This window comes from Variovorax brevis, from assembly GCF_030317105.1.
In the GTDB taxonomy this organism is placed as follows: Bacteria; Pseudomonadota; Gammaproteobacteria; order Burkholderiales; family Burkholderiaceae_C; genus Variovorax; species Variovorax brevis.
Genome location: NZ_JASZYG010000003.1, coordinates 579,733 through 604,177, shown reverse-complemented (window position 1 = coordinate 604,177; position 24,445 = coordinate 579,733). Strand labels below are relative to the sequence as shown.

Below are 24,445 nucleotides of genomic sequence, written 5' to 3'. Positions count from 1 at the left end.
GACTAGGACGATGCCAGTGTCAAAAGCGTCGGCTTTGGTGTTTTCTGCCGCGCCTGCTTCCCCCGCCTCCAGCCACAACGACCCCGGTACGCCGCCTGTATCGCGCTTTCGTTCGAGGCTTGCACGTCCGCGCACGCCGGTCAACGTCGTTGTCTGGCTCGGCCTTTACCTGACGCTCGCGGCCAACTGGCCGCTGTGGCTCGAACTGGCGCGCATTGGCGAAGCGCCCTCCACCTACCTGCCCCACATTGGCCTCATGGCACTGCTGGTGGCTTGCGGCACCGTGGCCATCCTGTCGTTCACGGCCTGGTCGCGCTGGATGAAGCCGATATGGCTTCTGGTGGTGCTGATTGCCGCGATCTCGCAGTACTACATGCTGACCTACAAGGTCGTCATGGACACCGGCATGCTGGCCAACGCCTCGCAAACCGACATGCATGAGACGCTCGACCTGCTGAGCTGGCGAATGCTGTTCTACGTGCTCGCAGTCGTTGCGCTGCCGGCTGTTGCGCTCTGGCGAGTGCGCCTGGTTCGCAGGGGCTTCCTGTCGCAACTGTGGCGCAACCTGCTGTTGCTGCTGGCCGCGGCCGCGGTGGCCAGTGCGGGCATCGTCGCGATGAACCGCGATCTTGCGCCGCTGATGCGCAACAACGTTCACCTGCGCTACATGACGAACCCGCTCGCGCCGATCTATTCGTCGATCAAGGTGGGCGTCGCTCCGCTCTTCAAATACAACCGCAAGCTGATTCCGGTTTCCGGCGGCGCCGCCCTCGGCGCCAGCTACGCCGCGCAGGTGCGACCGCCGCTGCTGGTGCTGGTGGTTGGCGAGACAGCGCGGGCCGACCATTTCTCGCTCAACGGCTACGACCGCAACACCAATCCGGAACTGGCGGCCCGCAAGGTGCTGAGTTGGCACAACGTGCGTTCCTGCGGCACGAGCACGCTGGCGTCGCTGCCCTGCATGTTCTCGCCGTTGGGCAAGGAAGCGTTCGAGGCGAGCCGCGACGACTACGAGAATCTCACCGACGTGCTGCAGGCCGCGGGGCTTGCGGTGTTCTGGCTCGACAACCAGCCCGGCGGATGCAAGGGCGTGTGTGAGCGCATTCCGCACGCGTCGGCTTTCCAGGGGCTCGATCCCGCCGTGAAGAGCGCGATGTGTGACGGCGACGAATGCCTGGACGACGTGATGCTCAAGGGGCTGGATGCGCGCATCGACGCGCTGCCGGCCGCCAAACGTGCCAAGGGCGTTGTGCTCCTGATGCACCAGATGGGCAGCCACGGGCCGGCCTACTACAAGCGCTCGTCGCCGGATGCCAAGCGCTTCCTGCCCGAATGCCGGGTCAATGTGCTGGCCGACTGCAGCCATGAGGAACTGGTCAACGCGTTCGACAACTCGATCGCCTACACCGACCGCTTCCTGGGCAAGACCATCGACTGGCTCAAGGGCAAGTCCGCCACCTACGACCCGGCCATGCTCTACCTGAGCGACCATGGTGAATCGCTTGGCGAGTTCGGCCTGTTCCTGCATGGCGTGCCGTACAGCTTTGCGCCGGAAGCGCAAAAGCACGTGCCCCTGGTCATGTGGTTCAGCGAGGGCATGAAGGCGCGCGAAAAACTGTCGCGCTCCTGCATGGAAACGGGGCTCAATTCGCCCTTCACGCACGACAACCTCTACCACACGGTGCTGGGGGTGATGGACGTGGATTCGCCCAGCTACAAGCAGCCGATGGACATGCTGGCCAACTGCCGCGCCAGCGCGACCAACGGCTGAGTTCGCGGGTCGCTATTTCTTCTTCTCGCGCGGAACTCGGCCCATCAGGAAGAACTCCGGATTCGGCTGCATGCCGCTGAAGCTCGCCATGCGGTTGGACAGCCCGAAGAAGGCCGTGATCGCCGCAATGTCCCAGATGTCTTCGTCGCTGAAGCCGTGCACGTGCAGCGGCGGAAAGTCGGCCTCTTCAATTTCGTGCGAGCGCTCGCAGACCTTCATTGCAAAGTCCAGCATGGCGCGCTGGCGCGGCGTGATGTCGGCCTTGCGGTAGTTGACTGCCACTTCGTCGGCGACCAGCGGCTTCTTTTCGTAGATGCGCAGCAGCGCGCCGTGCGCGACCACGCAATACAGGCACTGGTTGGCGGCGCTGGTGGCCGTCACGATCATCTCGCGGTCGCCCTTGGTGAGCGAGCCTTCTTCCTTGAGCATGAGCGCGTCGTGGTACGCGAAGAAGGCGCGCCACTCGGCGGGGCGCCGCGCGAGGGCCAGGAACACGTTGGGTACGAAGCCTGCTTTTTCCTGCACTTCGAGGATCGTCTTGCGGATGTCCTCGGGCAGGTCGGCCAGTTCGGCCATGGGATAGCGGGGCGCGCTCATGGGGTGTCTCCTTGGGGCTTGGTCGCCAATGTCAAAGTGGTGGGGCCGGCCTCGAGCGTTGCGTGCTCGCTCTCGTCCTTGAGCGCCACGCCGGTGAGTCCGCGGCGCAGGGCTTCACGCACAAGCCACGCGAGCCGTGCGGCAGCCGTTGCGGGCTGCAAGCCTTCGGCACGCACGTTCGAAATGCAGTTGCGCTGCGCATCGTGGCGCCCGCGCTTCGGATCGAATGTGATGTAGATGCCCAGGCTGTCCGGCGAACTCAGGCCGGGACGTTCGCCGATCAGCATCACGGACAGCCGGGCGCCGAAGCGCTCGCCGATGTCGTCAGCCAGGGCCACGCGCGCCTGGGATGCAATGGCGATGGGCGAATAGCGCGTGTCCGGCGGCAACTGTTGCCGCAGCGCGGCCAGCAGCGGCGCGGCGTTGCGTTCGATCGCCATGGCGGAGAGGCCGTCGCCGACGACGATGCAGACGTCGCAGCCTGCCGCGGGTGCTTGCAGTTGGCCGGCGTCTTCCTCGTTGAGCAAGCGTCCCAGGTCAGGCCGGCGCAGATATTCGGTTCGGTCTTTTGCGCGGCTTTTGACGCGCATTGTTTGCCAGCCCTGGGACTGGACTTCGCGTTCGAGCGCAGCCAGGTCGGGCTCGGCATGGATGGCGTCGCGCGCCAGTGCGTGGGCCCATCCGAAGCGAAGCACCTCGTCCGTCGGCGTCGCGTCGCCCGCGCGGCCGAGCGCGATGCGGGCGGGTGTGGCGGCGCGCCAGTCTTGCCAGGGGCTCGGTGTGGTCGCATCGCTCATTGAGGAACCTCCGCGCCAATCAACACGACGTGAACGCCTTCGCGCGGCCCGCCGGCGCTCATCGCTGCCCCCACGCTCGGCACTTCGTGTCCTCGGTGCCCCCCGAGGGGGCGCGAGCTTGCTTGGGGCGGCCCGGCGCGGCATCTTTGTGCCCCCACGCTCGGCACTTCGTGTCCTCGCTGCCCCCCGAGGGGGCGCGAGCTTGCTTGGGGCGGCCCGGCGCGGCATCCTTGTGCCCCCACGCTCGGCACTTCGTGTCCTCGCTGCCCCCCGAGGGGGCGCGAACTTGCTTGGGGCGGCCCGGCGCGGCGCTCATGCCGTCAACGCGGCCAGCGCGCTCATTGGGGTCAGCAGGTGCGTCGCGGACGGCGGCAACAGGCGGCCGGCCTTGTCGGTGATCTGCATGCGTTGCAGCCATTCCTCGAACTCCGGCGCGCGGGCAAGGCCGAGCGTGGTGCGCAGGAAGAGGGCGTCGTGAAAGGATGTGCTTTGGTAGTTGAGCATGACGTCGTCCGCGCCGGGCACGCCCATCACGAAGTTCAGGCCCGCGCTGCCCAGCAGCACCAGCAGCGTGTCCATGTCGTCCTGGTCGGCTTCGGCGTGGTTGGTGTAGCAGACGTCGCAGCCCATGGGCAAGCCCAGCAGCTTGCCGCAGAAGTGGTCCTCCAGGCCGGCGCGGATGATCTGCTTGCCGTCGTAGAGGTACTCCGGGCCGATGAAGCCGACCACGGTGTTGACCAGCAGCGGCTGGTAGCGGCGCGCCAAGCCGTAGGCGCGCGCCTCGCAGGTCTGCTGGTCGACGCCGAAGTTGGCGTTGGCCGACAGTGCGCTGCCCTGGCCGGTCTCGAAGTACATGAGGTTCTGGCCGACGGTGCCGCGCTGCAGCGACTGCGCCGCCTGCTGCGCTTCGGCCAGCAGTTCGGGCGTGACGCCGAAGGACTGGTTCGTCTGTTCGGTGCCGCCGATCGACTGGAACACCAGGTCGACCGGCGCGCCGCGCTCCACCAGCTTCATGGTGTTCGTGACGTGCGTGAGCACGCAGCTTTGCGTCGGGATGGCGAATTTCTGGATGACTTCGTCCAGCATGCGCGTCAGGCGGTCGAGCGCCTGCAGGCTGTCGGAGACCGGGTTCACGCCGATCACCGCGTCGCCCGCGCCCATCAGCAGGCCGTCGAGTGTGGAGGCCGCGATGCCGCGCAGGTCGTCGGTGGGGTGGTTCGGCTGCAGCCGCACGGCGATGTGGCCCGGCAAGCCCAGCGTGTTGCGAAAGCGCGTGACCACGCTGCACTTGCGCGCGGCGGCAATGAGGTCCTGGTTGCGCATCAGCTTGGACACGGCGGCCACCATTTCCGGCGTGAGTCCTGGCGCGAGCGCGGTGAGCACCGGCGCCGTGGCTTGTCCGGACAGCAACCAGTCGCGGAAATCGCCCACCGTGAGATGGGCCACCGGCGCGAAGGCGGCGGCGTCGTGCGTGTCGATGATGAGGCGCGTGATGTTGTCGTCTTCGTAGGGCACGAGCGCTTCGGTGAGGAACTGGCGCAGCGGTGTTTCCGCCAGCACGTGGCGCGCCGCCATGCGCTGCTGCGCCGTCGCGGCGCCGACGCCGGCCAGGTAGTCGCCCGAGCGCGCGGGGCTGGCCATCGCCATGACCTGCTTCAGGTCGTCGAAGTGGAAGGTCTGCGGTCCAATCGTGGTGCGGTAGCGCATCGGGCAATAATGACCTGCTTCTTCCAATCACCAAAGGACTTGTTGTGAGATTCCTACTGTGTGCCGCCCTTGCCGTATCGTCGTGCTTCGCGTCTGCCGCCTGGGCCCAGGGCACGGCGCCCGTCACCACCAAGAGTGGCCTCGTCTACCAGTCGCTCAAGGAGGGCACCGGCAAGTCGCCGGCCGCGACCGACAGCGTCAAGGTGCATTACCGCGGGACCTTTCCGGACTCCGGCAAGGAGTTCGACAGTTCCTACTCGCGTGGCGAGCCGATCACGTTCCCGCTCAACGGCGTGATCGCCTGCTGGACCGAAGGGTTGCAGCTCATGAAGGTGGGCGGCAAGGCCAGGCTGACGTGTCCGCCCGGCATTGCGTACGGCAAGGCCGGCGCAGGCGGCGGCGCCATTCCGCCCAATGCAACGCTCGTCTTTGAAGTGGAGCTGCTCGATGTCAAGGGTCGCTGAGTCCGCTTGACATGGCACTGGTCACTTTTCTTGTTGAGGACAACTCAACCATTCGGGACAACCTGATTCCTGCTCTGGAAGACCTGGCCGATGCCACGGTGATCGGCTTTGCGGAAACCGAGGCCAAGGCCACGCAGTGGCTTGCCGACAATGGGGCCAACTGGCACCTGGCGGTGGTCGACATGTTCCTGAAAGAAGGCTCCGGGCTGGGCGTGCTGCGCGACTGCATGAACCGTCAACGGCACCAGCGCGTGGTGGTGCTGACGAACTACGCCACTGCGGACATGCGCGAGCGCTGCATGACGCTGGGCGCGGATGCGGTGTTCGACAAGTCCAATGAGATCGACGCGTTTCTGGAGTATTGCAACGAGCGCTGGCCATCGCAGTTCGCGAGCCTTTGACTTGCTCCCTCTCCCGCTGGCGGGAGAGGGCGGGGGTGAGGGCTTGGGCGGTGGATGAAGCGGGGCGGTGGACAGGCCCAGTGCCCTCACCCTGACCCTCTCCCGTGTACAGACCGGGGACATGGGTAACAGGTGTGCGAGGACATGGGTGACAGGTCCAGCACAGCTTAGTCGAAGGCTGTGAGGTCGACAAAGTCGACCTTTTGCTTGAAAAAGAACACGTCGTACGCGCCGTCTTGCTCGGCCCGCGCGCGAAGCGCCACCGCGTGGCCATGCAAGGCACTGCTCACGCGCACCATGCGTCCGAGCACGCTCACCCAGCCTCCGTGCTGCACCCGCCTGACCAGGTCGTGGTGCTCGTATTGCGGCTGTGGGGGCTGCGCGGGGAGGGTTCTGGGGCTGGGGCGATAACGCTCCACGGGCGTGTGCATCCCCAGCGCCTCGTGCGGGCGCTGGTGGTTGTAGATGTGGCGCCAGCGCGTGAACTCGGCCTGCACCTGCTCCAGGTCCTGAAAGTTGTTCGCCGCGATCGACTCGGCCTTGAGCGTGCGATGGAAGCGCTCGTCCTTGCCGTTGGTCTGGGGGTGCGCCGGGCGGCTGTGGCTGAGCTTGACCTCCAGGGAGGCCAGCCACACGTGCAAGGCGCTGATGCCCTGGCAGCCCGTGCCCCAAGGTGGCCCGTTGTCGGCGTTGATGCGCTCGGGCAGGCCATAGCGCTCGAAGGCGCGCGTGAGTTGCTCGCGCACGCTGGCGTGGCGCTCGTTGTCCAGCGCCTGCAGCGCGATTGCAAAGCGTGAGTGGTCGTCCAGCACCGTCAGCGCATGACAGCGCACCTGGCCCACCGGAAAGTGGCCCTTGAAGTCCATCTGCCACAGCGCATTGGGCTGCTCGTGCTCGAAGCGCTGCCATGGCCGGCTGGCCTGGCTGGCCGCCTCGCCAATCAGCCCGTGGCGCTGCAAGATGGAGTTGACCGTGCTCACCGCCAGGGTGATGGCCTGATCGCGCCGCAGCACGTGGGCGATCTTGCGCGCGCCCCAAGCCGGGTGCGCCTGGCGCACCTGCACAACCCGTTGCTGCACGCACTCGGGCGTGGCCGTGGGGCTGTGGTGCGGGCGCCGGGGGGCGTCCTGCAGGCTCCCTCGGTGTGGCGCGCCAGCCACTTGTAGGCCGTCTTGCGGCTGATCTGGTGGCGTCGGCACAGCTCGCTCACGTTGGCATCCTCCGAGCTTGCCAGGCGCACGAATTCCTCTCGCTGCTCCTGCATGGTGGCCCCTCTCCATGGCATTGCACTCTCCTGCTGACAAGACAGGAAAAAGTGTCACCCATGTCCTCGCACACCTGTTACCCATGTCCCCGGTCTGTACATCCCGGGGGGAGAGGGAAATGAAGTCAACCCGCGATCAGTTTCTGCACCAACTCGGCGGTAGTGGATGCGCTGTACTTCCGCATCAACCGCGCCCGATGAATCTCCACCGTCCGGTGGCTGATCGCCAGGGCCTTGCCGATCTCCTTCGACGTCAGCCCGCGCATCACCTGCGCCGCCACCTCGCGCTCGCGCGGCGTCAACTCGGCCTTCACCGTGCGCCGCGAACCCAAATCCTCGAAGGTCCAGATGCCGGCCTCGTGCGGTGCCTCCCTATTCAGTGCACGCCCCGTCACGTGGCACCAGAATGTCTCGCCGCGCAATGCACCATCCAGGCGCTTCATCATCCGGTTGTCGGCGTAGTGCCCGCTGGCGTTCAGGAAGGGCTCCATGCGCTTGCCGATGCGCTCGAATTCCGCCACGCTCGGGTAGAGCACGCTGAAGGATTGCCCGACCAGCGCATCGGGTTGCGCGCCGAACATCTCGCAAACCTGGGCGTTGCATGCGACGATGATCCTGTTGCGCGACACGACCATGCCAATGGGCGCAAGTTCGAAAGCAAGCCTGAAATCGATCTCCGTCATCGGGGGTCACCACTACGAATTACTACGTATGTCGCTACGTAGTATCGTTCAACCCTCAGATTTCTTTCACCGAGGAGCACGCGTGAACAAGCTTTACCCCTCCGCCGAAGCAGCGCTCAAGGGCGTCGTTGCCGACGGACAAACACTCGCCGTTGGCGGCTTCGGCCTCTGCGGCATTCCCGAGGCATTGATCGAGGCCCTGAAGGACTCGGGCGTCAAGGACCTCACCTGCATTTCCAACAACGCGGGCGTCGATGGCTTCGGCCTCGGCAAACTGCTGGAAACGCGGCAGATCAAGAAGATGGTCGCCAGCTACGTGGGCGAGAACAAGGAGTTCGAGCGCCAGTACCTGGCCGGCGAACTCGAACTCGAATTCACGCCGCAAGGCACGCTGGCTGAAAAGCTGCGCGCTGGCGGCGCGGGCATCCCGGCTTTCTTCACCAAGACCGGTGTCGGCACGCAAGTGGCCGAAGGCAAGGAACTGCGCGAATTCGACGGCGAAACCTACGTCATGGAGCGCTCGCTGGTGCCCGACGTGGCGCTGGTCAAGGCCGACGTGGCCGATCGCTCCGGCAATCTGCGCTTCCGCCTCACGGCGCGCAACTTCAACCCGGCCGCTGCCATGGCCGGCAAGATCTGCATCGTCGAGGTCGAGAAGCTCGTCGAAGTGGGCGACATCGCACCGGACGACGTCCACCTGCCGGGCATCTACGTGCACCGCATCGTGGTCAACAGCAATCCGGAAAAGCGCATCGAGAAGCGCACCGTGAGCGCGGCATTGCCGGTTGACGCCGCAGCCGCCAAGGTTGAGGCGCAAGCCGTCATTGCCCAGGCGGCAGTCGGCAGCGAAGTGCCCGCACCCATCAAGAACAAAGGAGCCTGAAATGCCCTGGACGCAAGACCAAATGGCCGCACGCGCGGCGCAAGAACTGCAAGACGGCTTCTACGTCAACCTCGGCATCGGCATTCCCACGCTGGTGGCCAACTTCACGGGCGACAAGGAAGTCTGGCTGCAAAGCGAGAACGGCATGCTCGGCATCGGCCCTTTCCCGACGGAAGATGAAGTCGACGCCGACCTCATCAACGCCGGCAAGCAGACCGTGACCACGCTGCCCGGCAGCGCCATCTTCGGCAGCCACGACAGCTTCGCGATGATCCGCGGCGGCAAGATCAACCTCAGCATCCTCGGCGCGATGCAGGTCAGCGAAAAGGGCGACCTCGCCAACTGGATGATCCCCGGCAAGATGGTCAAGGGCATGGGCGGCGCGATGGATCTCGTGGCCGGCGTCAAGCGCGTGATCGTGCTGATGGAACACGTCGCCAAAAAGAAGGACGGCACCGAGGACCTGAAGATTCTCGAGCACTGCACCCTGCCGCTGACCGGCGTGGGCGTGGTCAACCGCATCATCACCGACCTCGCCGTCATGGACGTGACGCCCGAGGGCCTGAAGGTGGTCGAACTGGCGCCCGGCGTGAGCTTCGACTCGCTGCAGGGCAAGACGGGCGTCAAGCTCATCCAGTAGGCGGTCAATGCCATAGCAGCCAAAGGGCAGGGCGGTGCGAGAGCACTCCCTGCCCTTGTTTCTTTGGGGAGCCATTCCATGAATGCAACCGACTGCCTCGCGGCGCTTTGGCGGGCTGCGCATCTCCCGGATGAAGCGCTCGAATTTGCAAGCCTCACGGGCAGCGGCCCCGGCTTGCCGTCTTCCTTCGCCGTCGGTGTCGCGGCGCAAAGCACCATTGCGGCGGCAGCCTTGGCTGCCTGCGAACTTGGGCATGCACGCGCTTCACCGCGCCAGCAAGTCAGCGTCGATGTCGAGCACGCGGCCGTCGAATGCACGGGCTGGTTCAGCATCGACGGCGAGGTGCCGGAGTTGTGGGACGCCTTCTCGGGGCTTTATCGCTGTGCCGATGGGCATGTGCGCGTCCACGCCAACTTCGCGCACCATCGCGACGGCGCCTTGCGGCTGCTGGGCCTCGACCCGGCAAAGGCCCAACGCGCCGACGCGGAAGTGGCATTGATGGAATGGAAGTCGCGAGACTTCGAGGATGCGGCTTCGGCCAAAGGACTGGTCGCGACGGCCCTGCGGAGCTTCGACGAATGGGACGCGACGCCGCAGGGCCAAGCCATCGAAGCGCAGCCGCTGTTCACCATCGAACGCATCGGCGACGCGCCGCCATTGCCGCTGCCCGCCCTTGCTGCGGATGCACGGCCGCTGACTGGCATTCGCGTGCTCGACCTGACGCGCATCCTGGCCGGCCCTGTCGGCGGGCGCGCGCTGGCCGCCTACGGTGCCGACGTGATGCTGGTGAATTCGCCGAACCTGCCCAACATCTCGGCCATTGCGGACACCAGCCGTGGCAAGTTGTCCACGCACATCGACCTGCGGACAGACGAAGGACGAACAGCCTTGCGCGCACTCGCAAGCGAAGCACACGTCTTCACGCAGGGCTATCGGCCCGGTGGCGTGGCCGCACTGGGATTTGGCGTCAATGAACTGGCGCGCCTTCGCCCCGGCATCGTCTGCGTTTCACTCAGCGCCTACGGCACGCAAGGCCCGTGGGCCGGGCGCCGTGGCTTCGATTCTTTGGTGCAGACGGCCATGGGCTTCAACCATGCGGAGGGGGCCGCATCCGGCGACGGCAAGCCACGCCCGCTGCCGATGCAGATCCTCGACGAAGCGACGGGCTACCTCATGGCCTTTGGCGCATCGGCCGCGCTCTGGCGCCAGCAGCGCGAAGGCGGAAGCTGGCATGTGCAGGTGTCGCTGGCGCAAACCGGCCAGTGGCTGCGCGGTTTGGGCCGGGACGCGCAGGGCTTGAAGGCGCCCAGGCCGGACATCCAGCGCTATCTCGAAAGCTCGTCATCGGGCTTCGGGGCGTTGATGGGCGTTCGCCACAGCGCGCAACTGTCGCGCACGCCCGCCGGCTGGCCGCGTCCGTCAATGCCGCCGGGCACGCACCCGCCGGTGTGGCCGGCGCAGTAACGCAAGAGCGTCACCATTTCTCGCGCTGCTTGCGCTCCAGCACCTTCACGAGCGCCTGCATCGTCCGGTTGACCGGCGTCGCGATGCCCAGCGCCTCGCCGCGTCGCACGATGAAGCCGTTCAGATGATCGATCTCGCCCGGCCGCCCGCGCGCCAGATCTTGCGCAGTGGACGAGTACTGCGCAGGGATGGTCTCGGAGATGCGGCGCACGGCCGCATGCACGTCGCCGGGTATCGCCACGCCATCCGCATGCGCGATCGCCAGGCACTCGGCGACGATATCGTTCATGACCCCGGTGATGCCATCGCCCTGTACCAGCCGGCCATAGGGCAACTGCGTGATGGCCGACAGCGCGTTGTAGGCGCAGTTGATGATGAGCTTGGTCCACAAAGCGCCGCGCACGTTGTCCGAGATCTCGACAGGAACGCCCGCGGCGATGAATGCCTTGGCCACCTCGGCGCTGGTGGACGAAGGCTCGATCACGAGTTCGCCGCGCCCATGGTGCCGCACATGGCCGGGGCCAGCCATCTCCGTGGCAACCCACACAACGGCGGCGGCCACTTCCTGCGGCACGACGCCGCGCAAGCGGTCGGCGTTGTCGACGCCGTTCTGCAGGCACAGCAGCAGGGTGTCCGGACCCAGCCATGGCTTCAACTCGGCGCCCGCGGTTTCGGTGGCAGTCGACTTCACGCAGAACAGCACCAGTTGCGCGCCTGCCGCCGCGCTCGCCCCGGTGCTGGCCGCCAGCTTGACCTGTTCGTCGAAGGCAGCTGTTTGAACGCGCAGGCCATGTCGTTCAATGGCTTCGACGTGTTGCGGCCGGCCGATCAGCACGACCTCGTGGCCCTGACGCGCCAGCAGACCACCGTAGTAGCAACCGACGGCACCCGCGCCCATGACGGCAACTTTCATGACTCGCTCCGAAACAGGAAGTAGCGAATCATGCCTCTTGCCGGTTTCGTTCGTTGGTTCGGGCGGTTTCCGGGCAAGGCAACCGGCTTCATCCCGTCAGCACGTGCCGCTGCCCCTCGGCGATTTCCCTCAGGAACGCCCACACCGCCTGCATGCGCGCCAACTGCTTGTTCTCCGCCGGCATCGACATCCAGAAGGTGCGCGTGAAGCTGGCCTGCGGTTGTTCGGGCAGCACGCGCGCCAGCCGTTTGTCGGCGTCGGCGATGAAGGCCGGCAGCACCGCGATGCCGGCGCCGGCCGCTGCCGCTTCGTGCTGCGCGAGGATGCTGGTGCTGCGCAGCGCGAATGCGTCGGGCTTGTGCAGGTCGTCGAGGTATTGCAGCTCCTTGCTGAAGAGCAGGTCGTCCACGTAGCTGATGAAGCTGTGGCCGCGCAGGTCTTCGCGCGACTGGATCGGCCTGTGCCGGGCCAGGTAGTCGCGGGCGGCGTAAAGGCGCAGCGTGTAGTCGGTGAGCTTGGTGACCAGCACCGCGCCACGCGCAGGCCGCTCCAGCGAGATCACGATGTCGGCCTCGCGCCGCGAGAGATGCACCAAACGCGGCATGGCGAGCAGGTCGATGGTCAGCCCCGGATGCTCGCGTGCAAAGAGGGCGAGTTGCGGCGCCAGCACGATGGTGCCAAAGCCTTCCGTCGCGCCGATGCGCACCACGCCCGACAAGCCCTGCTGGGCAGCCGGCGCGGTGCTCGCCACGGCCTGGAAGGCGCTCTCCATCGCCTCGACCTGCGGCTGCAGGCGCCGGCCCGCCTCGGTGAGCCGATGGCCGCCCGCCTCGCGTGCGAAGAGTGGCGTTCCCACTTCCTTTTCAAGCGACTGGATGCGGCGCGCGACCGTGGTGTGGTCGACTTCCAGCCGGCGCGCGGCGCTCATCAAGGTGCCCGAGCGCGCCAGCTCGAGAAAGTAGCGCAGGTTGTCCCAGTCCATGCTTTGCAATTATGCAGATCGCGGCTGCATATTTGTCTATTGCTATCGCAAATCTGCAAAGCTACGATGCCCTTGCCCAAGACCGAATTCCCCAAGGAGACATACGCAAATGGATGCCACCACCACGCCCGCGACACAGGTCGCTACCGTCAAGCTGCTCATCGGCGGCAAGTTCGTCGAATCCCGATCCACCGAGTGGCGTGACATCGTCAACCCGGCCACGCAGCAGGTGCTGGCCCGTGTGCCTTTCGCGACGCAGGCCGAAGTCGATGCCGCCGTGGCCTCGGCGCAGGAAGCCTTCAAGACCTGGAAGAGGACCGCCATTGGCGCCCGCGCCCGCATCTTCCTGAAATACCAGCAACTCATCCGCGAGAACATGGCCGAGCTGGCCGCCATCCTCACCGCGGAACAGGGCAAGACGCTGCCCGACGCCGAAGGCGATGTGTTCCGCGGCCTCGAAGTGGTGGAGCACGCCGCTGCCATTGGCAACCTTCAGCTGGGCGAACTGGCCAACAACGTGGCCTCCGGCGTCGATACCTACACCGTGCTGCAACCGCTGGGTGTTTGCGCCGGCATCACGCCGTTCAACTTCCCCGCGATGATCCCGCTGTGGATGTTTCCGATGGCCATCGTCACCGGCAACACCTTCGTGCTCAAGCCTTCGGAGCAAGACCCGATGGTCACGATGCGCCTGTGCGAACTCGCGCTCGAAGCGGGCATTCCGCCCGGTGTGCTCAACGTTGTGCATGGCGGTGAAGCGGTGGTCAACGCCATTTGCGATCACAAGGACATCAAGGCGATCAGCTTCGTGGGTTCGACCAAGGTCGGTACGCACGTCTACAACCGCGCCACGCTCACCGGCAAGCGCGTGCAATGCATGATGGGCGCCAAGAACCACGCCATCGTCATGCCCGACGCCAACAAGGAGCAGACGCTCAACGCACTGGCCGGCGCGAGCTTCGGCGCCGCGGGGCAGCGCTGCATGGCGGTGTCGGTGGCCGTGCTGGTGGGCGATGCGCAGAAGTGGATCCCCGACCTCGTGGCCAAGGCCAGGACGCTCAAGGTGGGCGCAGGCACGGACAAGGGCGTGGACGTGGGCCCGCTGGTCTCTTGCGCGGCCTATGACCGCGTCACGGGCTTGATCGAACGCGGCGTGGCCGATGGCGCCACGCTGGAACTCGATGGCCGCAAGCCTACGGTCCCGGGCTACGACAAGGGCAACTTCGTCGGCCCGACGATCTTCTCGGGCGTGAAGCCCGGCATGACGATCTACGACCAGGAAATCTTCGGGCCGGTGCTGTGCGTGGCGGGCGCGAACGACATCGACGAGGCCATCGAGCTGATCAACAGCAACGCCAACGGCAATGGCACGGCGATCTTCACGCAGTCGGGTGCGGCGGCGCGCAAGTTCCAGGAAGAGATCGACGTTGGCCAGGTGGGCATCAACGTGCCGATCCCGGTGCCGGTCCCGATGTTCTCGTTCACGGGTTCGCGTGCTTCGAAGCTCGGCGACCTGGGGCCGTATGGCAAGCAGGTTGTGTTGTTCTACACGCAGACCAAGACGGTGACGGAGCGCTGGTTCGACGACAGCACGGTGAGCCACGGCGTGAACACCACGATCAGCCTGAAGTAAGTTCTCTTGCTCCCTCTCCCTCCGGGAGAGGGCAGGGGTGAGGGCACCGGGCGGTTGATCGTGCGTGGCGCATCAACGGCCCATGCCCCTCACCCCAACCCTCTCCCCGGAGGGGCGAGGGAGCAAATACCCTGCGTCCGATTCAGGGCGAGGGAGCACAAGAATGCCTGATCATTCGACCTATGGACTTTGAACTCACCGAAGAACAGCGCGCCTTCGCGCAGACCGCGCGCGACTTCGCGCTCGCCGAATTCGCACCTCATGCCGCGCGCTGGGACGCCGAGGCGCACTTTCCCAGGGACGCCATTGCCAAGGCCGGCGAACTCGGCTTCTGCGGCCTCTACGCGCCCGAGAGCATCGAAGGCCTCGCGCTGCCGCGCCTGGACGCCACGCTGGTGTTCGAGGAAATGGCGGCCGTCGACCCTTCGACCACCGCCTTCATCACCATCCACAACATGGCGACGTGGATGCTCGGCACGTGGGGAACGGAAGCCGTGCGCAAGCGTTGGGGCGCCGACCTCACCAGCGGCCGCAAGCTGGCTTCGTATTGCCTGACCGAACCGGGCGCCGGCTCCGACGCCGGCTCCCTCAAGACGCGTGCGGAACTGCAAGGCAACGAGTACGTCATCAACGGCGGCAAGGCCTTCATTTCCGGCGCGGGTTCCACCGACGTATTGGTGCTCATGGCGCGCACGGGCGCGGGCGGTGCCGGCGGCATCTCGGCCTTTGCCGTGCCCGCCGACGCACCGGGCGTCACCTACGGCAAGAAGGAACACAAGATGGGCTGGAACAGTCAGCCCACGCGCACCATCAACTTCGACAACGTGCGCGTTCCGGCAGAGAACCTGCTGGGCGCGGAGGGCGAAGGCTTTCGCATCGCCATGAAGGGACTCGACGGCGGTCGCATCAACATCGCGACCTGTTCCGTCGGCGCGGCGCAAGGCGCTCTCGACGCCGCGCGGCGCTACCTGCATGAGCGCCAGCAGTTCGGCAAGCCGCTTGCGAGCTTTCAGGCGCTGCAGTTCAAGCTCGCCGACATGGCGACCGAACTCGTGGCCGCGCGCCAGATGGTGCGCCTCGCTGCCAGCAAGCTCGATGCCGGACACGCCGACGCAAGCACCTATTGCGCCATGGCCAAGCGCTTCGCGACCGATGCCGGCTTCAACGTATGCAACGACGCGCTCCAACTGCACGGCGGCTACGGCTACCTGAGCGAATTCCCGCTCGAGCGGCTGGTGCGCGACGCGCGTGTGCACCAGATCCTCGAAGGGACCAACGAAATCATGCGCGTGATCGTTGCGCGAAAATTGCTGGAAGGCGACAGCGACATCCGCTGAACACAGCCTTTTCACATCGCTATTGAATCCATGACCGAACCCGTCGTTCTCTTCGAAGAAATCAAGACCGCCAGTGGCCAGCGCTTTGGCGTGGCAACCCTCAACGCGCCCGCGGCGCTCAATGCACTGTCCGTCGACATGGTGCGCTTGCTGTTGCCGCGCTTTCGCGAATGGGCGCAAGACACTGGCGTCGTCGGCGTGATGCTGCAGGCCGCAGGCGAAAAGGCCTTCAGCGCCGGCGGCGACCTGCGCCAGCTCTACCAGACCCTGCTCGAGTGCGGCCCCGAGCGCAACACCTACGCCGAAGACTTCTTCCGCGAGGAATACGAACTCGACTACCTCATCCACACCTTTCCCAAGCCGATGATGTGCTGGGGCCATGGCATCGTCATGGGCGGCGGCGTGGGCCTGATGGCGGGGTGCTCGCATCGCGTCGTCACGCTGAACAGCCGCATCGCGATGCCCGAGATCAACATCGGTCTTTACCCCGACGTGGGCGGCAGCTGGTTCCTGCGCCGCATGCCAGGGCGCACCGGCCTGTTCCTGGCGCTGACGGCTGCGCAGATCAATGCGGCCGATGCCATGTTCTGCGGCCTCGCGGACGTGATGGTGCCGCAAGACCGCAAGCCGCAAGTGATGCAGGCCATCGCCGCCACCCGCTGGCATGGCGAGGCCAAGGCCGACCGCGCGCAGTTGTCGCGCCTCCTGGCGCAGGCCAGCGAAGGGGCCGTGCCACCCGCGTCCAAAGTGCGGGAGCATTTCGACACCATCAATGCACTCATGGCGGGCGATGATCTGCTGGACATCGCCAAACGCCTGCGCGAATTCAAGAGCGACGATGCGTGGCTGCAGGGCGCGGCGCAGGCCTTTGCCAAGGGAGCGCCGAGTTCGGCGGCCGTCACCTTCGAGTTGTGGCAGCGCGTACCGCGCATGTCGCTGGCCGAAGTGTTCCGGCTGGAGTATTGGGCGTCGCTGGGCTTTTGCGCGCAGAAGGACTTTGCGGAGGGCATTCGCGCCGTGCTGATCGACAAGGACCGCAATCCAAAATGGAATCCGCCGCGGCTGGAAGACATCACGCCGCAGTTCGTCGAAGCGCATCTGCGAGTGCGCACCGAGGGGCCGCATCCGCTCGCCGCCCTGGCCTGAGTCCCGAGAGAAGCAACCAGAACTGGAGACAAGCAATCATGAAAATCGCATTCATTGGCCTGGGCAACATGGGTGGCCCGATGGCTTTGAACCTGCACAAGGCCGGCCATGCCGTCAACGCATTCGACCTTTCGCTGGATGCCTGCCGCAAATACGCGAGCGAGGGCATGACGATAGCCGAGTCCGCCATGGCCGCGGTCGTCGGCGCTGACGTCGTCATCAGCATGCTGCCCGCCAGCGCGCATGTGGAATCGCTTTATCTGGGGAGCGACGGCAAGGCGGGCCTGCTGGAGCAGATTCGCGCGGGGGTGCTCGTCATCGACAGCAGCACCATCGCGGCCGCGTCGTCGCGCAAGGTGGCCGAAGCGGCCCACAAGCGCGGCATCGCGATGATCGATGCGCCGGTCTCGGGTGGCACGGGCGGCGCCATTGCGGGCACGCTCACCTTCATGGTCGGCGGCGAAGAAAAAGACCTGCAGCGCGCGCGCCCGGTGCTGGAGAAGATGGGCGCCAACATCTTCCACGCCGGTGATGTCGGCGCCGGGCAGACGGCCAAGATCTGCAACAACATGCTGTTGGGCATCCTGATGATCGGCACGTCGGAGGCGCTCGCCCTGGGCGTTGCCAATGGGCTGGATCCCAAGGTGCTGTCGGAAATCATGCGCCGCAGTTCGGGCGGCAACTGGGCACTGGAAAAGTACAACCCGATGCCGGGCGTGATGGAGACCTCGCCCGCGTCAAAGAACTACGCCGGTGGCTTTGGCACCGACCTGATGCTCAAGGACCTGGGACTTGCGCAGGAAAACGCCAGTGCCGTGCGCGCCGCCACGCCCTTGGGCGGATTGGCCCGCAGCCTGTACGCCGCGCACAGCCTGGCCGGGCATGGCGCGCTCGACTTTTCCAGCATCCTGAAGCTGGTTCAAAAGCGCTGAAGCGGCGCGCCGCGTCGCTCAGCGGTCGCCGAGGAAAACCCCGTCGACCGGTTGCTTGAGCCACGCCACCGTGTCGGCTGCCAGCGCGTCGGTCGCGCGGCTCACGATGTTGCAGGTAGTGCGCGGCAAGCCGATCAGCGGGAAGGACGCGCGCCTGGCCTTGAAGCTCGCGACCGCCTGGCCTTGCTGCTCGAGCGTGCCCTTGATCTCGACCATCTTCGGTCCGCTGTAGATGCCGCCCGCGTTGGCGAGCAGGTCGGTGATCTCCAGCTTGAGCACGGGGATGTCCGGCGCGACGGGCGTCGCCTCGTGCAATAGATTCTCGAGCGGCGCGCTGAGCTTGTCGCGCAGGGCAGTGCGCATGACGCTTGGCACATCGCACTTGTCGTCCGACGCACTCAGGCTGTAGCCGGCGGAGGTCTTGCCATAGGTGATGGCGGGCACCACAAGGCTGTTGGCCTTACTGATCGGTGCGGCGGGTGCTTGCGACGTCTTGTCGCCCCTGGCGCCGCATGCGCTCAATGCCGCCAGCAGGGCGGCAGCGCAAAGCCACGACACGGGCCTTTGCTCGTTCATCATTCTTTCTCTCCCTGAAAACTTCGCCTCTATGGCTGGACGCCGGCGATCCTATCCGCCGGTAACGCGCAGTCCGCGCTTCTATTTCACGAATGGCGCCGATGCTTGGCGTGGTGACGCACCAAAGCTGTGCTTCGTGCCATGCGGCACCCATGGATGAATACCCTTAACTTTTTTGTGACATACGTGAAATACATTGCTCGCTGCCGAGTGCGTCAATTTCGATCTTTGAGAACAACGAAGAGGAAGAGACATGACCATTTCCCGTCGCAGATTTTCCGGAGCGATTTCTGCAGCCGTGGCGCTGCCTGCCTTTGTCGGCCGGGCGTCGGCACAGGGCGCAACCATCAAGGTCGGCATGTGCGCGCCGGTGACCGGGCCCGCTGCGGAGTCCGGGCGCTATGCGCAGATCGGCGCGAAGCTGGCGGTCGATGCGGTCAACAAGGCAGGCGGGGTGCTGGGCAAGCAGGTGGAATTGATCGTCGAGGACGACCAGACCACCAATCCCGGCGTGGTGCTGGCCTTTTCAAAGCTGGCATCGCAGACTGACATCGTGGCCTTCCTCGGCTCGATCCGTTCGACGCCAAACGCACGCCATGGCACCCGACGTTTTGAAGGTCGGCAAGCCGGTGCTCATCGGCGGCACGGATCCGGCGCTCACCCACATGGGCAACCCCTGGCTCTTCCGCTTTCGCCCCAATGACTCGTACTCGGGCAGCGTGATCGCCGAATACGGCGTCAAGACGCTGGGCAAGAAGAAGTGGGCCATCGTGCATTCGACCGATGCCTTCGGCACCGCGGGCGGCAAGGCCCTGACGGCCGGCCTCGCCAAGCTGGACGGCGCCACCATCGTGCTCGACCAGGGCTATGCCAACCAAAGCCAGGACTTCACGCCGGTCGTGCTGGCGATCAAGCAGTCCGGTGCGGACATCCTCGGCTCGTACTTCACTTTCGAGAACGATCTGGGCGTTTTTGCGCGGCAACTTCGCCAGCTGGGCGTGAACATTCCCTACATCGGCTCGCCGTCGATCGTGAACATCACGGCGCTGAAGCTGGCCGGGCCGGCGCTTCATGGAACCTTCGGCGTGGCCGACTACGCGGAAGATTCGAGCGAAGCCTCGAAGGCCTTCGGCAAGATCTATCGCGAGGTGGCCAAGGTGGCGCCGGACAACCAGTCGTCCTGGCCCTACGACGCCATCACGGTCCTGTGCATGGCCATCAACAAGGCCGGCAAGACCGATCCGCAAGCCATCCGCGAGGCCATCCTGTCGGTCAAGAAGCACGCGGGCGCCGAGGGCGAATACAACTTCGACGCCAACGGCGACGGCCTGCACGGCTACAACATCGTCAGGAACGACAAGGGCACCATCGTCTTCGACAAGCACGTCGAATCGGCAAGCTGATCCGCTTGCGATGGATCTTGCCCTTCAGCTCTTTTTCACGGGCCTGGGCATCGGCTCGGTCTACGCGCTCGTGGCGCTGGGCTTCGTGCTGATCTTTCGCGCGACCAACGTCGTGAACTTTGCGCAAGGCGAGTTCTCGATGGTGGGGGCGTACCTCATGGTCGTGTTCGCGGTGGACCTGAAGTGGCCCTACGGTTGGGCCTTCCTGGCGGCGCTCGCGGGCATGGCGCTGCTGGGGGCGATCTTCAACCTGGGTGTCTATTACCCGCTGCGCAACCGCACCTTCCTGCCGGTGATCATCGCGACCATCGGTGCGTCGATCTTTTTGTCGAACACGGTGCTGGCGCTGTACGGGCCGCAACCGCAGGTGCTGCAAGGCTGGTTCGAGACGCCGGGGCTCCAGATCGGGCCGGTGTATCTGGACAGCCAATATTTGCTCATCATGGTCGTCACGCTGCTGCTGGTGGCCTTCAACTTCTGGTTCTTCGAACGCACGCTGCTGGGCAAGAAGCTGCAGGCCACATCGCAGGACAAGGAGATGGCGGCGCTGCTCGGCATTCCCGTCGCGGCCATGATCATGCTGACCTTCGTCTACTCGGCGCTGCTGGGCGGCGTGGCGGGCATCCTGGTTGCGCCCATTCTTTTCGTGTCGATCCAGATGGGCTCGACCATCGCGCTCAAGGCCTTTGCGGCAACCATCATCGGCGGCTTCGGTGACGTGAAGGGCGCGATCATCGGCGGGCTGGCGCTGGGCGTGATCGAGACCTTTGGCGCGGCGTACGTGTCGGTGCCTTACAAGGACGGATTTGCCTTCTTGGTGCTCGTCGCCTTCCTGATCTTCCGGCCGCAGGGCATCTTCGGCGAACGCGTCGCGGAGAAGGCCTGAACGTGGCGGGCAAGCGCGGCGTCATCGGAACACTGGCCTACGTGGCGCTCGCGGCAGTTGCCGTGGCGCTTGTCTCGACGACGCCCCTGCAGGGCTACACGGCGCACATCCTCGTGCAGACCTCGACCTTCGCCATTGCGGTGTTCGGGCTCACCGTGGTGCTGGGGCTGTGCGGCCAGATCAATCTTGCGCAAGCCGCCTTCTTCGGCTTTGGCGCCTACGCGGTGGGGCTGGGCACGGCGGACCTGCACCTGAACTTCTGGGTGGCGCTGCTGATGGGCATTGGCATCGCGCTCGTCATGGGCGCCTTCCTGGGCATGACGACGCTGCGGCTGGGCGGGCACTACCTGGCCATGGTGACCATCAGCTTCCAGCAGATCGTGACGCTCATCATGATCAACTGGATTCCGGTCACGCACGGGCCGGACGGCGTGAGTCGCATCCAGCGGCCGGCGATGCTCGAGTCGTCGCAAGCCTTCCTGGGGCTGTGCGTCTTTGCCGTCGCGCTCATTGGCTACGTCGTGTGGCGCCTGCCGCAGACGCCCATCGGCCGCTCGATGCGGGCCGTGCGCGACAACGAACTCGCGGCAGGCGTAGCGGGCATCAACGTCTACAAGACCAAGGTGGCGGCCTTTGCCATGGCGGCCATCCTCGGCGGCATTGGCGGCGGGCTCTTCGCGGGCGGCTTTGCCTATGTGAGCCCGGACCAGTTCAGCTTTGCGGAGTCGGTGGTGTTCATCACGATGACGCTGCTCGGGGGCGTGGCCTCGCCGATTGGCGCGCTCATCGGCACGGCGCTGCTCATCGTGCTGCCGGAAAGCCTTCGCTTCCTCAAGAGCGTGCCGGGTCTTTACCTGGCGATCTACGGGCTGGCGATCATCCTCATCATCCGCTACATGCAGGACGGCATCTGGGGCTTCGTGCAGCATCGCGTTCGCCGCTGGCTGGCGCCTGCGCCTTTCACCGATGCGCCTGCGGACCTGATGCTCAAGCCGGCCTATTCGGACGCGGCGAATCCCGGCGAGGTGGCGCTGGAAGTGCAGGGCCTGAGCAAGCACTTCGGCGGCGTCAAGGCGGTGGACGATATTTCCTTTTCCGTGCGCCGCGGCGAAGTGCATGCACTGATCGGACCGAACGGATCGGGCAAGACGACGACGCTCAACGTGCTGTCCGGCATCTATGTGGCGACGGCCGGGCGCGTGATGCTCGGTGGCCGCGATGTAAGCACCTTGCCGCCGCACGTGCGCACCGCGTCCGGACTGGGCCGCACCTTCCAGAACATCCGCCTGTTCCGCTCGATGACCGCGCTGGAGAACGTGATCATCGGCGCCGAACATCCGGGCAACGAGATCGCCGGCGGCCATGCGGCGCTGGTCGAACGTGCGCGCGCTGCACTGGACTTCGTGGGGTTGGAGGCGCGTGCGCATGAACTGGTGCCCAGCTTTTCCTACGGACACCAGCGACTCATCGAGATCGCCCGCGCGCTCGCCGGCAACCCGACATTGCTGCTGCTCGATGAACCCGCCGCGGGCCTGAACTCCACCGAGAAGCAGGGCCTGCGCGACTTGCTCAAGCGCATCAGTGCGCGCGGCCTGACCATCCTCATCATCGACCACGACATGACGCTGGTGAGTGAAGTCGCGCAGAGCATCACCGTGCTGAACTTCGGCCGCCGCATTGCCGATGGCGTGGCGGCCGAGGTGCTGCGCAACCCCGACGTCATCGCCGCCTATCTTGGAAGCGAACCCGATGCCCCTTCTTTCACTTGAAGGCTTGGTGGTCCGCTACGGCGAGATCGAGGCGCTGCACGGGCTGTCGCTGTCCGTGGATGCGGGCGAAGTGGTGACCCTGCTGGGCGCCAATGGGGCCGGCAAGTCGACGACCTTGCGTGCCATCTCGGGCCTGTTGAAACCGGCGGCGGGGGACATCCTGTTCGATGGCCGATCGATTGCCGGCATGGGGCCTGAAGCCATCGTCAAGCTCGGCATCTCGCACGTGCCTGAAGGCCGGCGTCTTTTTCCCGGCCTCACCTCGCGCGAAAACATGATGCTCGGCGGCTCCAGTCGCGGCCGCTTGTCGAAGGCGGAACTCATTCGTGATTCCGACGAGATGTTCGACCTGTTCCCCGACATCCGCCCCTTTGCAGACACCCTGGGCTGGATGCTGTCAGGCGGGCAGCAGCAGATGGTGGCCGTGGCACGCGGATTGATGGCCAGGCCGCGGCTGCTCCTGCTCGATGAACCTTCGCTGGGACTGGCGCCGGTGATCGTGCAGAAAGTGTTCTCCATCATCGCGGAGATTCGCAAGCGCGGCACCACGGTGCTGCTGGTCGAGCAGAACGCGCGCATGGCGCTCTCGCTGGCCGATCGCGGCTATGTGCTGGAGACGGGCCGCCTGGCGGTGTCGGGCAAGCCGGCGCAGCTGTGGTCCGACGATGCGGTGCGAGCTGCCTACCTGGGCGGGCAGGTCGGGCACTGATTCACCCCTTGCCTCACGGGTAGGCAGGGATGAATGACTCCTTCCCCCTCCGGGGGAAGGTCGGGATGGGGGCACGCAGCGCTCGCGAGACACACGGCCGTTGACAAGCGGGCTGCCTCTCACGGGGGTATAACCCGCCGGTCGCAACATTGCGCCACATATAAAAACACTGGAGAACAAATGAATCCGATTGAGCAGAGAACCGTGTCCAAGGTCAGCTGGCGGCTGCTGCCGCTGTTGATGGTGAGCTATTTCATCGCCTACCTGGACCGCGTGAATCTGGGCTTTGCGGGCGCAAGCATGTCGAAGGACCTGGGCTTCACCGCCGCCATCTTCGGCAGCGCTGCCGGCATCTTTTTCATCGCCTACTTCCTGTTCGAGGTGCCGAGCAATTTGGCGCTGGAGCGCTTTGGCGCGCGCCGGTGGATCGCCCGCATCATGTTCAGCTGGGGCCTGGTCTCGGCCGCGCAGGCGTGGGTGGGCGGGGCGACGAGCTTCAACGTGATCCGCTTCCTGCTCGGCATTGCCGAGGCGGGCTTCTTCCCCGGCGTGATCTTCTACATCACGCTGTGGTTTCCGGCGGCGTACCGCGCGCGCATCGTGGGCTGGTTCATGTTCGCGATTCCCATTTCAACCGTGATCGGCGCGCCGATTTCCGGCTTCATCCTGAACCTGGAAGGCACGGGCGGCATGCACGGGTGGCAGTGGCTCTTCATCATCGAAGCGGTGCCTGCGCTGATCCTGACCTTCTTCGTGCTGCTCTACCTGCCGGACCGTCCGAAGGATGCGAAGTGGCTCACCACCGAAGAGCGCGACTGGCTGCAGGGCACGCTGGACGCCGAGCAGCGCAACCGCGAATCGATCCACAGCATTTCTTGGAAGCAGTCGCTGTTCAACTGGCGCGTGATTGCGCTGGGCTTCGTCTACATGGGCATCACGGTGCCGCTGTATGGCCTGGGCTTCTTCCTGCCGCAGATCATCAAGGGCTTCGGTGGCCTGAGCAATGTGCAGATCGGTTTCATCAATGCCTTTCCGTACCTCGTCGGCGCGATTGCGATGCTGTTCTGGACGCGCTGGTCCGACGCGACGAAAGAGCGCAAGGTGTTCCTGCTGATCCCGTTGGCCTGCATCTTCGTGGGCCTGGTGGCCGCGGCCGAGCTTTCGTCGCCGATTCCCAAGATGGCGGCGGTGACGCTGGCTGCCTTCGGCATCTTCACCGCGCTGCCCGTGTTCTGGACCGTGCCGACCGCGCTGCTCAGCGGCATCGCAGCGGCGGCGGGCATCGCGTGGATCAATTCCATCGGCAATCTGGGCGGGTACGTGGGTCCGACGATCTTCGGGATTCTCAAGGACAAGATGGGCAACGACGTCTATGCCGTGATGTTCCTGGCGCTGTTGTCGGTGCTGGCCTTTGTGCTGGTGCTGATCGTCGGGCACGACAAGCGGGCAGAACTGGCCGCGCAACCGGCGCGGGCCTGACGCGCGAGG

General features: G+C 65.5%; 23 protein-coding genes and 1 pseudogene. 16 read left to right on the top strand and 8 right to left on the bottom strand.

What is annotated here, in order from left to right; all coding sequences use genetic code 11:
- Positions 1-10 precede the first annotated feature (10 nt).
- A complete protein-coding gene (locus QTI66_RS11620; RefSeq protein WP_286559655.1) occupies positions 11-1,771 on the top strand; it encodes a phosphoethanolamine transferase in 1,761 nt (586 codons plus the stop codon).
- Positions 1,772-1,783: 12 nt separating this feature from the next.
- Here QTI66_RS11620 and QTI66_RS11615 read toward each other — a convergent pair whose 3' ends face one another.
- The 3 genes from QTI66_RS11615 to QTI66_RS11605 form a co-directional block, all read right to left on the bottom strand.
- A complete protein-coding gene (locus QTI66_RS11615; RefSeq protein ID WP_286559654.1) occupies positions 1,784-2,368 on the bottom strand; it encodes a peroxidase-related enzyme in 585 nt (194 codons plus the stop codon).
- Positions 2,365-3,165 (bottom strand): ethanolamine ammonia-lyase subunit EutC, encoded by an 801-nt coding sequence (eutC, locus tag QTI66_RS11610; protein ID WP_286559653.1) that lies wholly within the window; start codon positions 3,163-3,165, stop codon positions 2,365-2,367. The genes QTI66_RS11615 and eutC overlap by 4 nt, the downstream gene beginning before the upstream one ends.
- Positions 3,166-3,477: 312 nt before the next feature.
- Complete coding sequence (locus QTI66_RS11605) at positions 3,478-4,872, bottom strand: ethanolamine ammonia-lyase subunit EutB (RefSeq protein ID WP_286559652.1); 1,395 nt, start codon at positions 4,870-4,872, stop codon at positions 3,478-3,480.
- 44 nt (positions 4,873-4,916) lie between these two features.
- Between QTI66_RS11605 and QTI66_RS11600 the strand changes: the two genes are divergently transcribed.
- Positions 4,917-5,336, top strand: a complete 420-nt coding sequence (locus QTI66_RS11600; RefSeq protein WP_286559651.1) for an FKBP-type peptidyl-prolyl cis-trans isomerase — start codon at positions 4,917-4,919, stop codon at positions 5,334-5,336.
- A gap of 11 nt (positions 5,337-5,347) precedes the next feature.
- Positions 5,348-5,737, top strand: coding sequence for a response regulator (locus QTI66_RS11595; protein ID WP_286559650.1), 390 nt, complete (start codon positions 5,348-5,350; stop codon positions 5,735-5,737).
- Positions 5,738-5,904: 167 nt separating this feature from the next.
- On the opposite strand, the pseudogene QTI66_RS11590 reads toward QTI66_RS11595, so the two are convergent.
- Positions 5,905-7,022 (bottom strand): annotated as a pseudogene (locus QTI66_RS11590) (IS481 family transposase).
- A 104-nt stretch (positions 7,023-7,126) separates the two neighbouring features.
- Complete coding sequence (locus QTI66_RS11585) at positions 7,127-7,684, bottom strand: PAS and helix-turn-helix domain-containing protein (protein WP_286559649.1); 558 nt, start codon at positions 7,682-7,684, stop codon at positions 7,127-7,129.
- A gap of 82 nt (positions 7,685-7,766) precedes the next feature.
- Between QTI66_RS11585 and QTI66_RS11580 the strand changes: the two genes are divergently transcribed.
- The 3 genes from QTI66_RS11580 to QTI66_RS11570 all read left to right on the top strand — a co-directional run bounded on the left by QTI66_RS11580 (position 7,767) and on the right by QTI66_RS11570 (position 10,671).
- The gene (locus tag QTI66_RS11580; RefSeq protein WP_286559648.1) at positions 7,767-8,567 is read left to right on the top strand and encodes a CoA transferase subunit A; all 801 of its coding nucleotides are present in this window, start codon (positions 7,767-7,769) and stop codon (positions 8,565-8,567) included.
- A 1-nt stretch (position 8,568) separates the two neighbouring features.
- Positions 8,569-9,207, top strand: coding sequence for a 3-oxoacid CoA-transferase subunit B (locus tag QTI66_RS11575; protein ID WP_286559647.1), 639 nt, complete (start codon positions 8,569-8,571; stop codon positions 9,205-9,207).
- Between the two features lie 78 nt (positions 9,208-9,285).
- Complete coding sequence (locus QTI66_RS11570; protein ID WP_286559646.1) at positions 9,286-10,671, top strand: CoA transferase; 1,386 nt, start codon at positions 9,286-9,288, stop codon at positions 10,669-10,671.
- A gap of 10 nt (positions 10,672-10,681) precedes the next feature.
- On the opposite strand, the gene QTI66_RS11565 is transcribed toward QTI66_RS11570, so the two are convergent.
- Together QTI66_RS11565 and QTI66_RS11560 are read right to left on the bottom strand one after the other, a co-directional pair.
- Positions 10,682-11,584, bottom strand: coding sequence for a ketopantoate reductase family protein (locus QTI66_RS11565; protein WP_286559645.1), 903 nt, complete (start codon positions 11,582-11,584; stop codon positions 10,682-10,684).
- 88 nt (positions 11,585-11,672) lie between these two features.
- Complete coding sequence (locus QTI66_RS11560; protein ID WP_286559644.1) at positions 11,673-12,566, bottom strand: LysR family transcriptional regulator; 894 nt, start codon at positions 12,564-12,566, stop codon at positions 11,673-11,675.
- Positions 12,567-12,675: 109 nt separating this feature from the next.
- Here QTI66_RS11560 and QTI66_RS11555 point away from each other — a divergent pair, with 109 nt between their 5' ends.
- The 4 genes from QTI66_RS11555 (at position 12,676) to mmsB (ending at position 17,614) form a co-directional block, all read left to right on the top strand.
- Positions 12,676-14,199: a CoA-acylating methylmalonate-semialdehyde dehydrogenase gene (locus QTI66_RS11555; protein ID WP_286559643.1), complete on the top strand. Its 1,524-nt coding sequence runs from the start codon at positions 12,676-12,678 to the stop codon at positions 14,197-14,199.
- A 182-nt stretch (positions 14,200-14,381) separates the two neighbouring features.
- Positions 14,382-15,536: an acyl-CoA dehydrogenase family protein gene (locus QTI66_RS11550; protein ID WP_286559642.1), complete on the top strand. Its 1,155-nt coding sequence runs from the start codon at positions 14,382-14,384 to the stop codon at positions 15,534-15,536.
- Positions 15,537-15,566: 30 nt separating this feature from the next.
- Positions 15,567-16,682, top strand: coding sequence for an enoyl-CoA hydratase/isomerase family protein (locus QTI66_RS11545; RefSeq protein ID WP_286559641.1), 1,116 nt, complete (start codon positions 15,567-15,569; stop codon positions 16,680-16,682).
- A gap of 38 nt (positions 16,683-16,720) precedes the next feature.
- On the top strand, positions 16,721-17,614 hold the full coding sequence (gene mmsB / locus QTI66_RS11540) for a 3-hydroxyisobutyrate dehydrogenase (protein ID WP_286559640.1): 894 nt from the start codon (positions 16,721-16,723) through the stop codon (positions 17,612-17,614).
- Positions 17,615-17,632: 18 nt separating this feature from the next.
- Here the strand turns inward: mmsB and QTI66_RS11535 are convergent, their stop codons facing one another.
- A complete protein-coding gene (locus tag QTI66_RS11535) occupies positions 17,633-18,193 on the bottom strand; it encodes a hypothetical protein (protein WP_286559639.1) in 561 nt (186 codons plus the stop codon).
- Positions 18,194-18,443: 250 nt separating this feature from the next.
- On the opposite strand from QTI66_RS11535, the gene QTI66_RS11530 reads away from it, so the two are divergent.
- The 6 genes from QTI66_RS11530 (at position 18,444) to QTI66_RS11505 (ending at position 24,436) form a co-directional block, all read left to right on the top strand.
- Entirely contained in the window at positions 18,444-18,893 is a 450-nt protein-coding gene (locus tag QTI66_RS11530) for an ABC transporter substrate-binding protein (protein ID WP_286559638.1), read from the top strand.
- Positions 18,787-19,593, top strand: a complete 807-nt coding sequence (locus QTI66_RS11525) for an ABC transporter substrate-binding protein (protein ID WP_286559637.1) — start codon at positions 18,787-18,789, stop codon at positions 19,591-19,593. Before QTI66_RS11530 ends, QTI66_RS11525 begins: the two co-directional genes overlap by 107 nt.
- Before the next feature lie 10 nt (positions 19,594-19,603).
- On the top strand, positions 19,604-20,479 hold the full coding sequence (locus QTI66_RS11520; RefSeq protein WP_286559636.1) for a branched-chain amino acid ABC transporter permease: 876 nt from the start codon (positions 19,604-19,606) through the stop codon (positions 20,477-20,479).
- A gap of 2 nt (positions 20,480-20,481) precedes the next feature.
- Entirely contained in the window at positions 20,482-22,248 is a 1,767-nt protein-coding gene (locus tag QTI66_RS11515; RefSeq protein ID WP_286559635.1) for a branched-chain amino acid ABC transporter ATP-binding protein/permease, read from the top strand.
- The gene (locus tag QTI66_RS11510) at positions 22,229-22,957 is read left to right on the top strand and encodes an ABC transporter ATP-binding protein (protein WP_286559634.1); all 729 of its coding nucleotides are present in this window, start codon (positions 22,229-22,231) and stop codon (positions 22,955-22,957) included. The genes QTI66_RS11515 and QTI66_RS11510 overlap by 20 nt, the downstream gene beginning before the upstream one ends.
- A gap of 180 nt (positions 22,958-23,137) precedes the next feature.
- Positions 23,138-24,436 (top strand): MFS transporter, encoded by a 1,299-nt coding sequence (locus QTI66_RS11505; RefSeq protein ID WP_286559633.1) that lies wholly within the window; start codon positions 23,138-23,140, stop codon positions 24,434-24,436.
- The last annotated feature ends 9 nt before the right edge of the window (positions 24,437-24,445 follow it).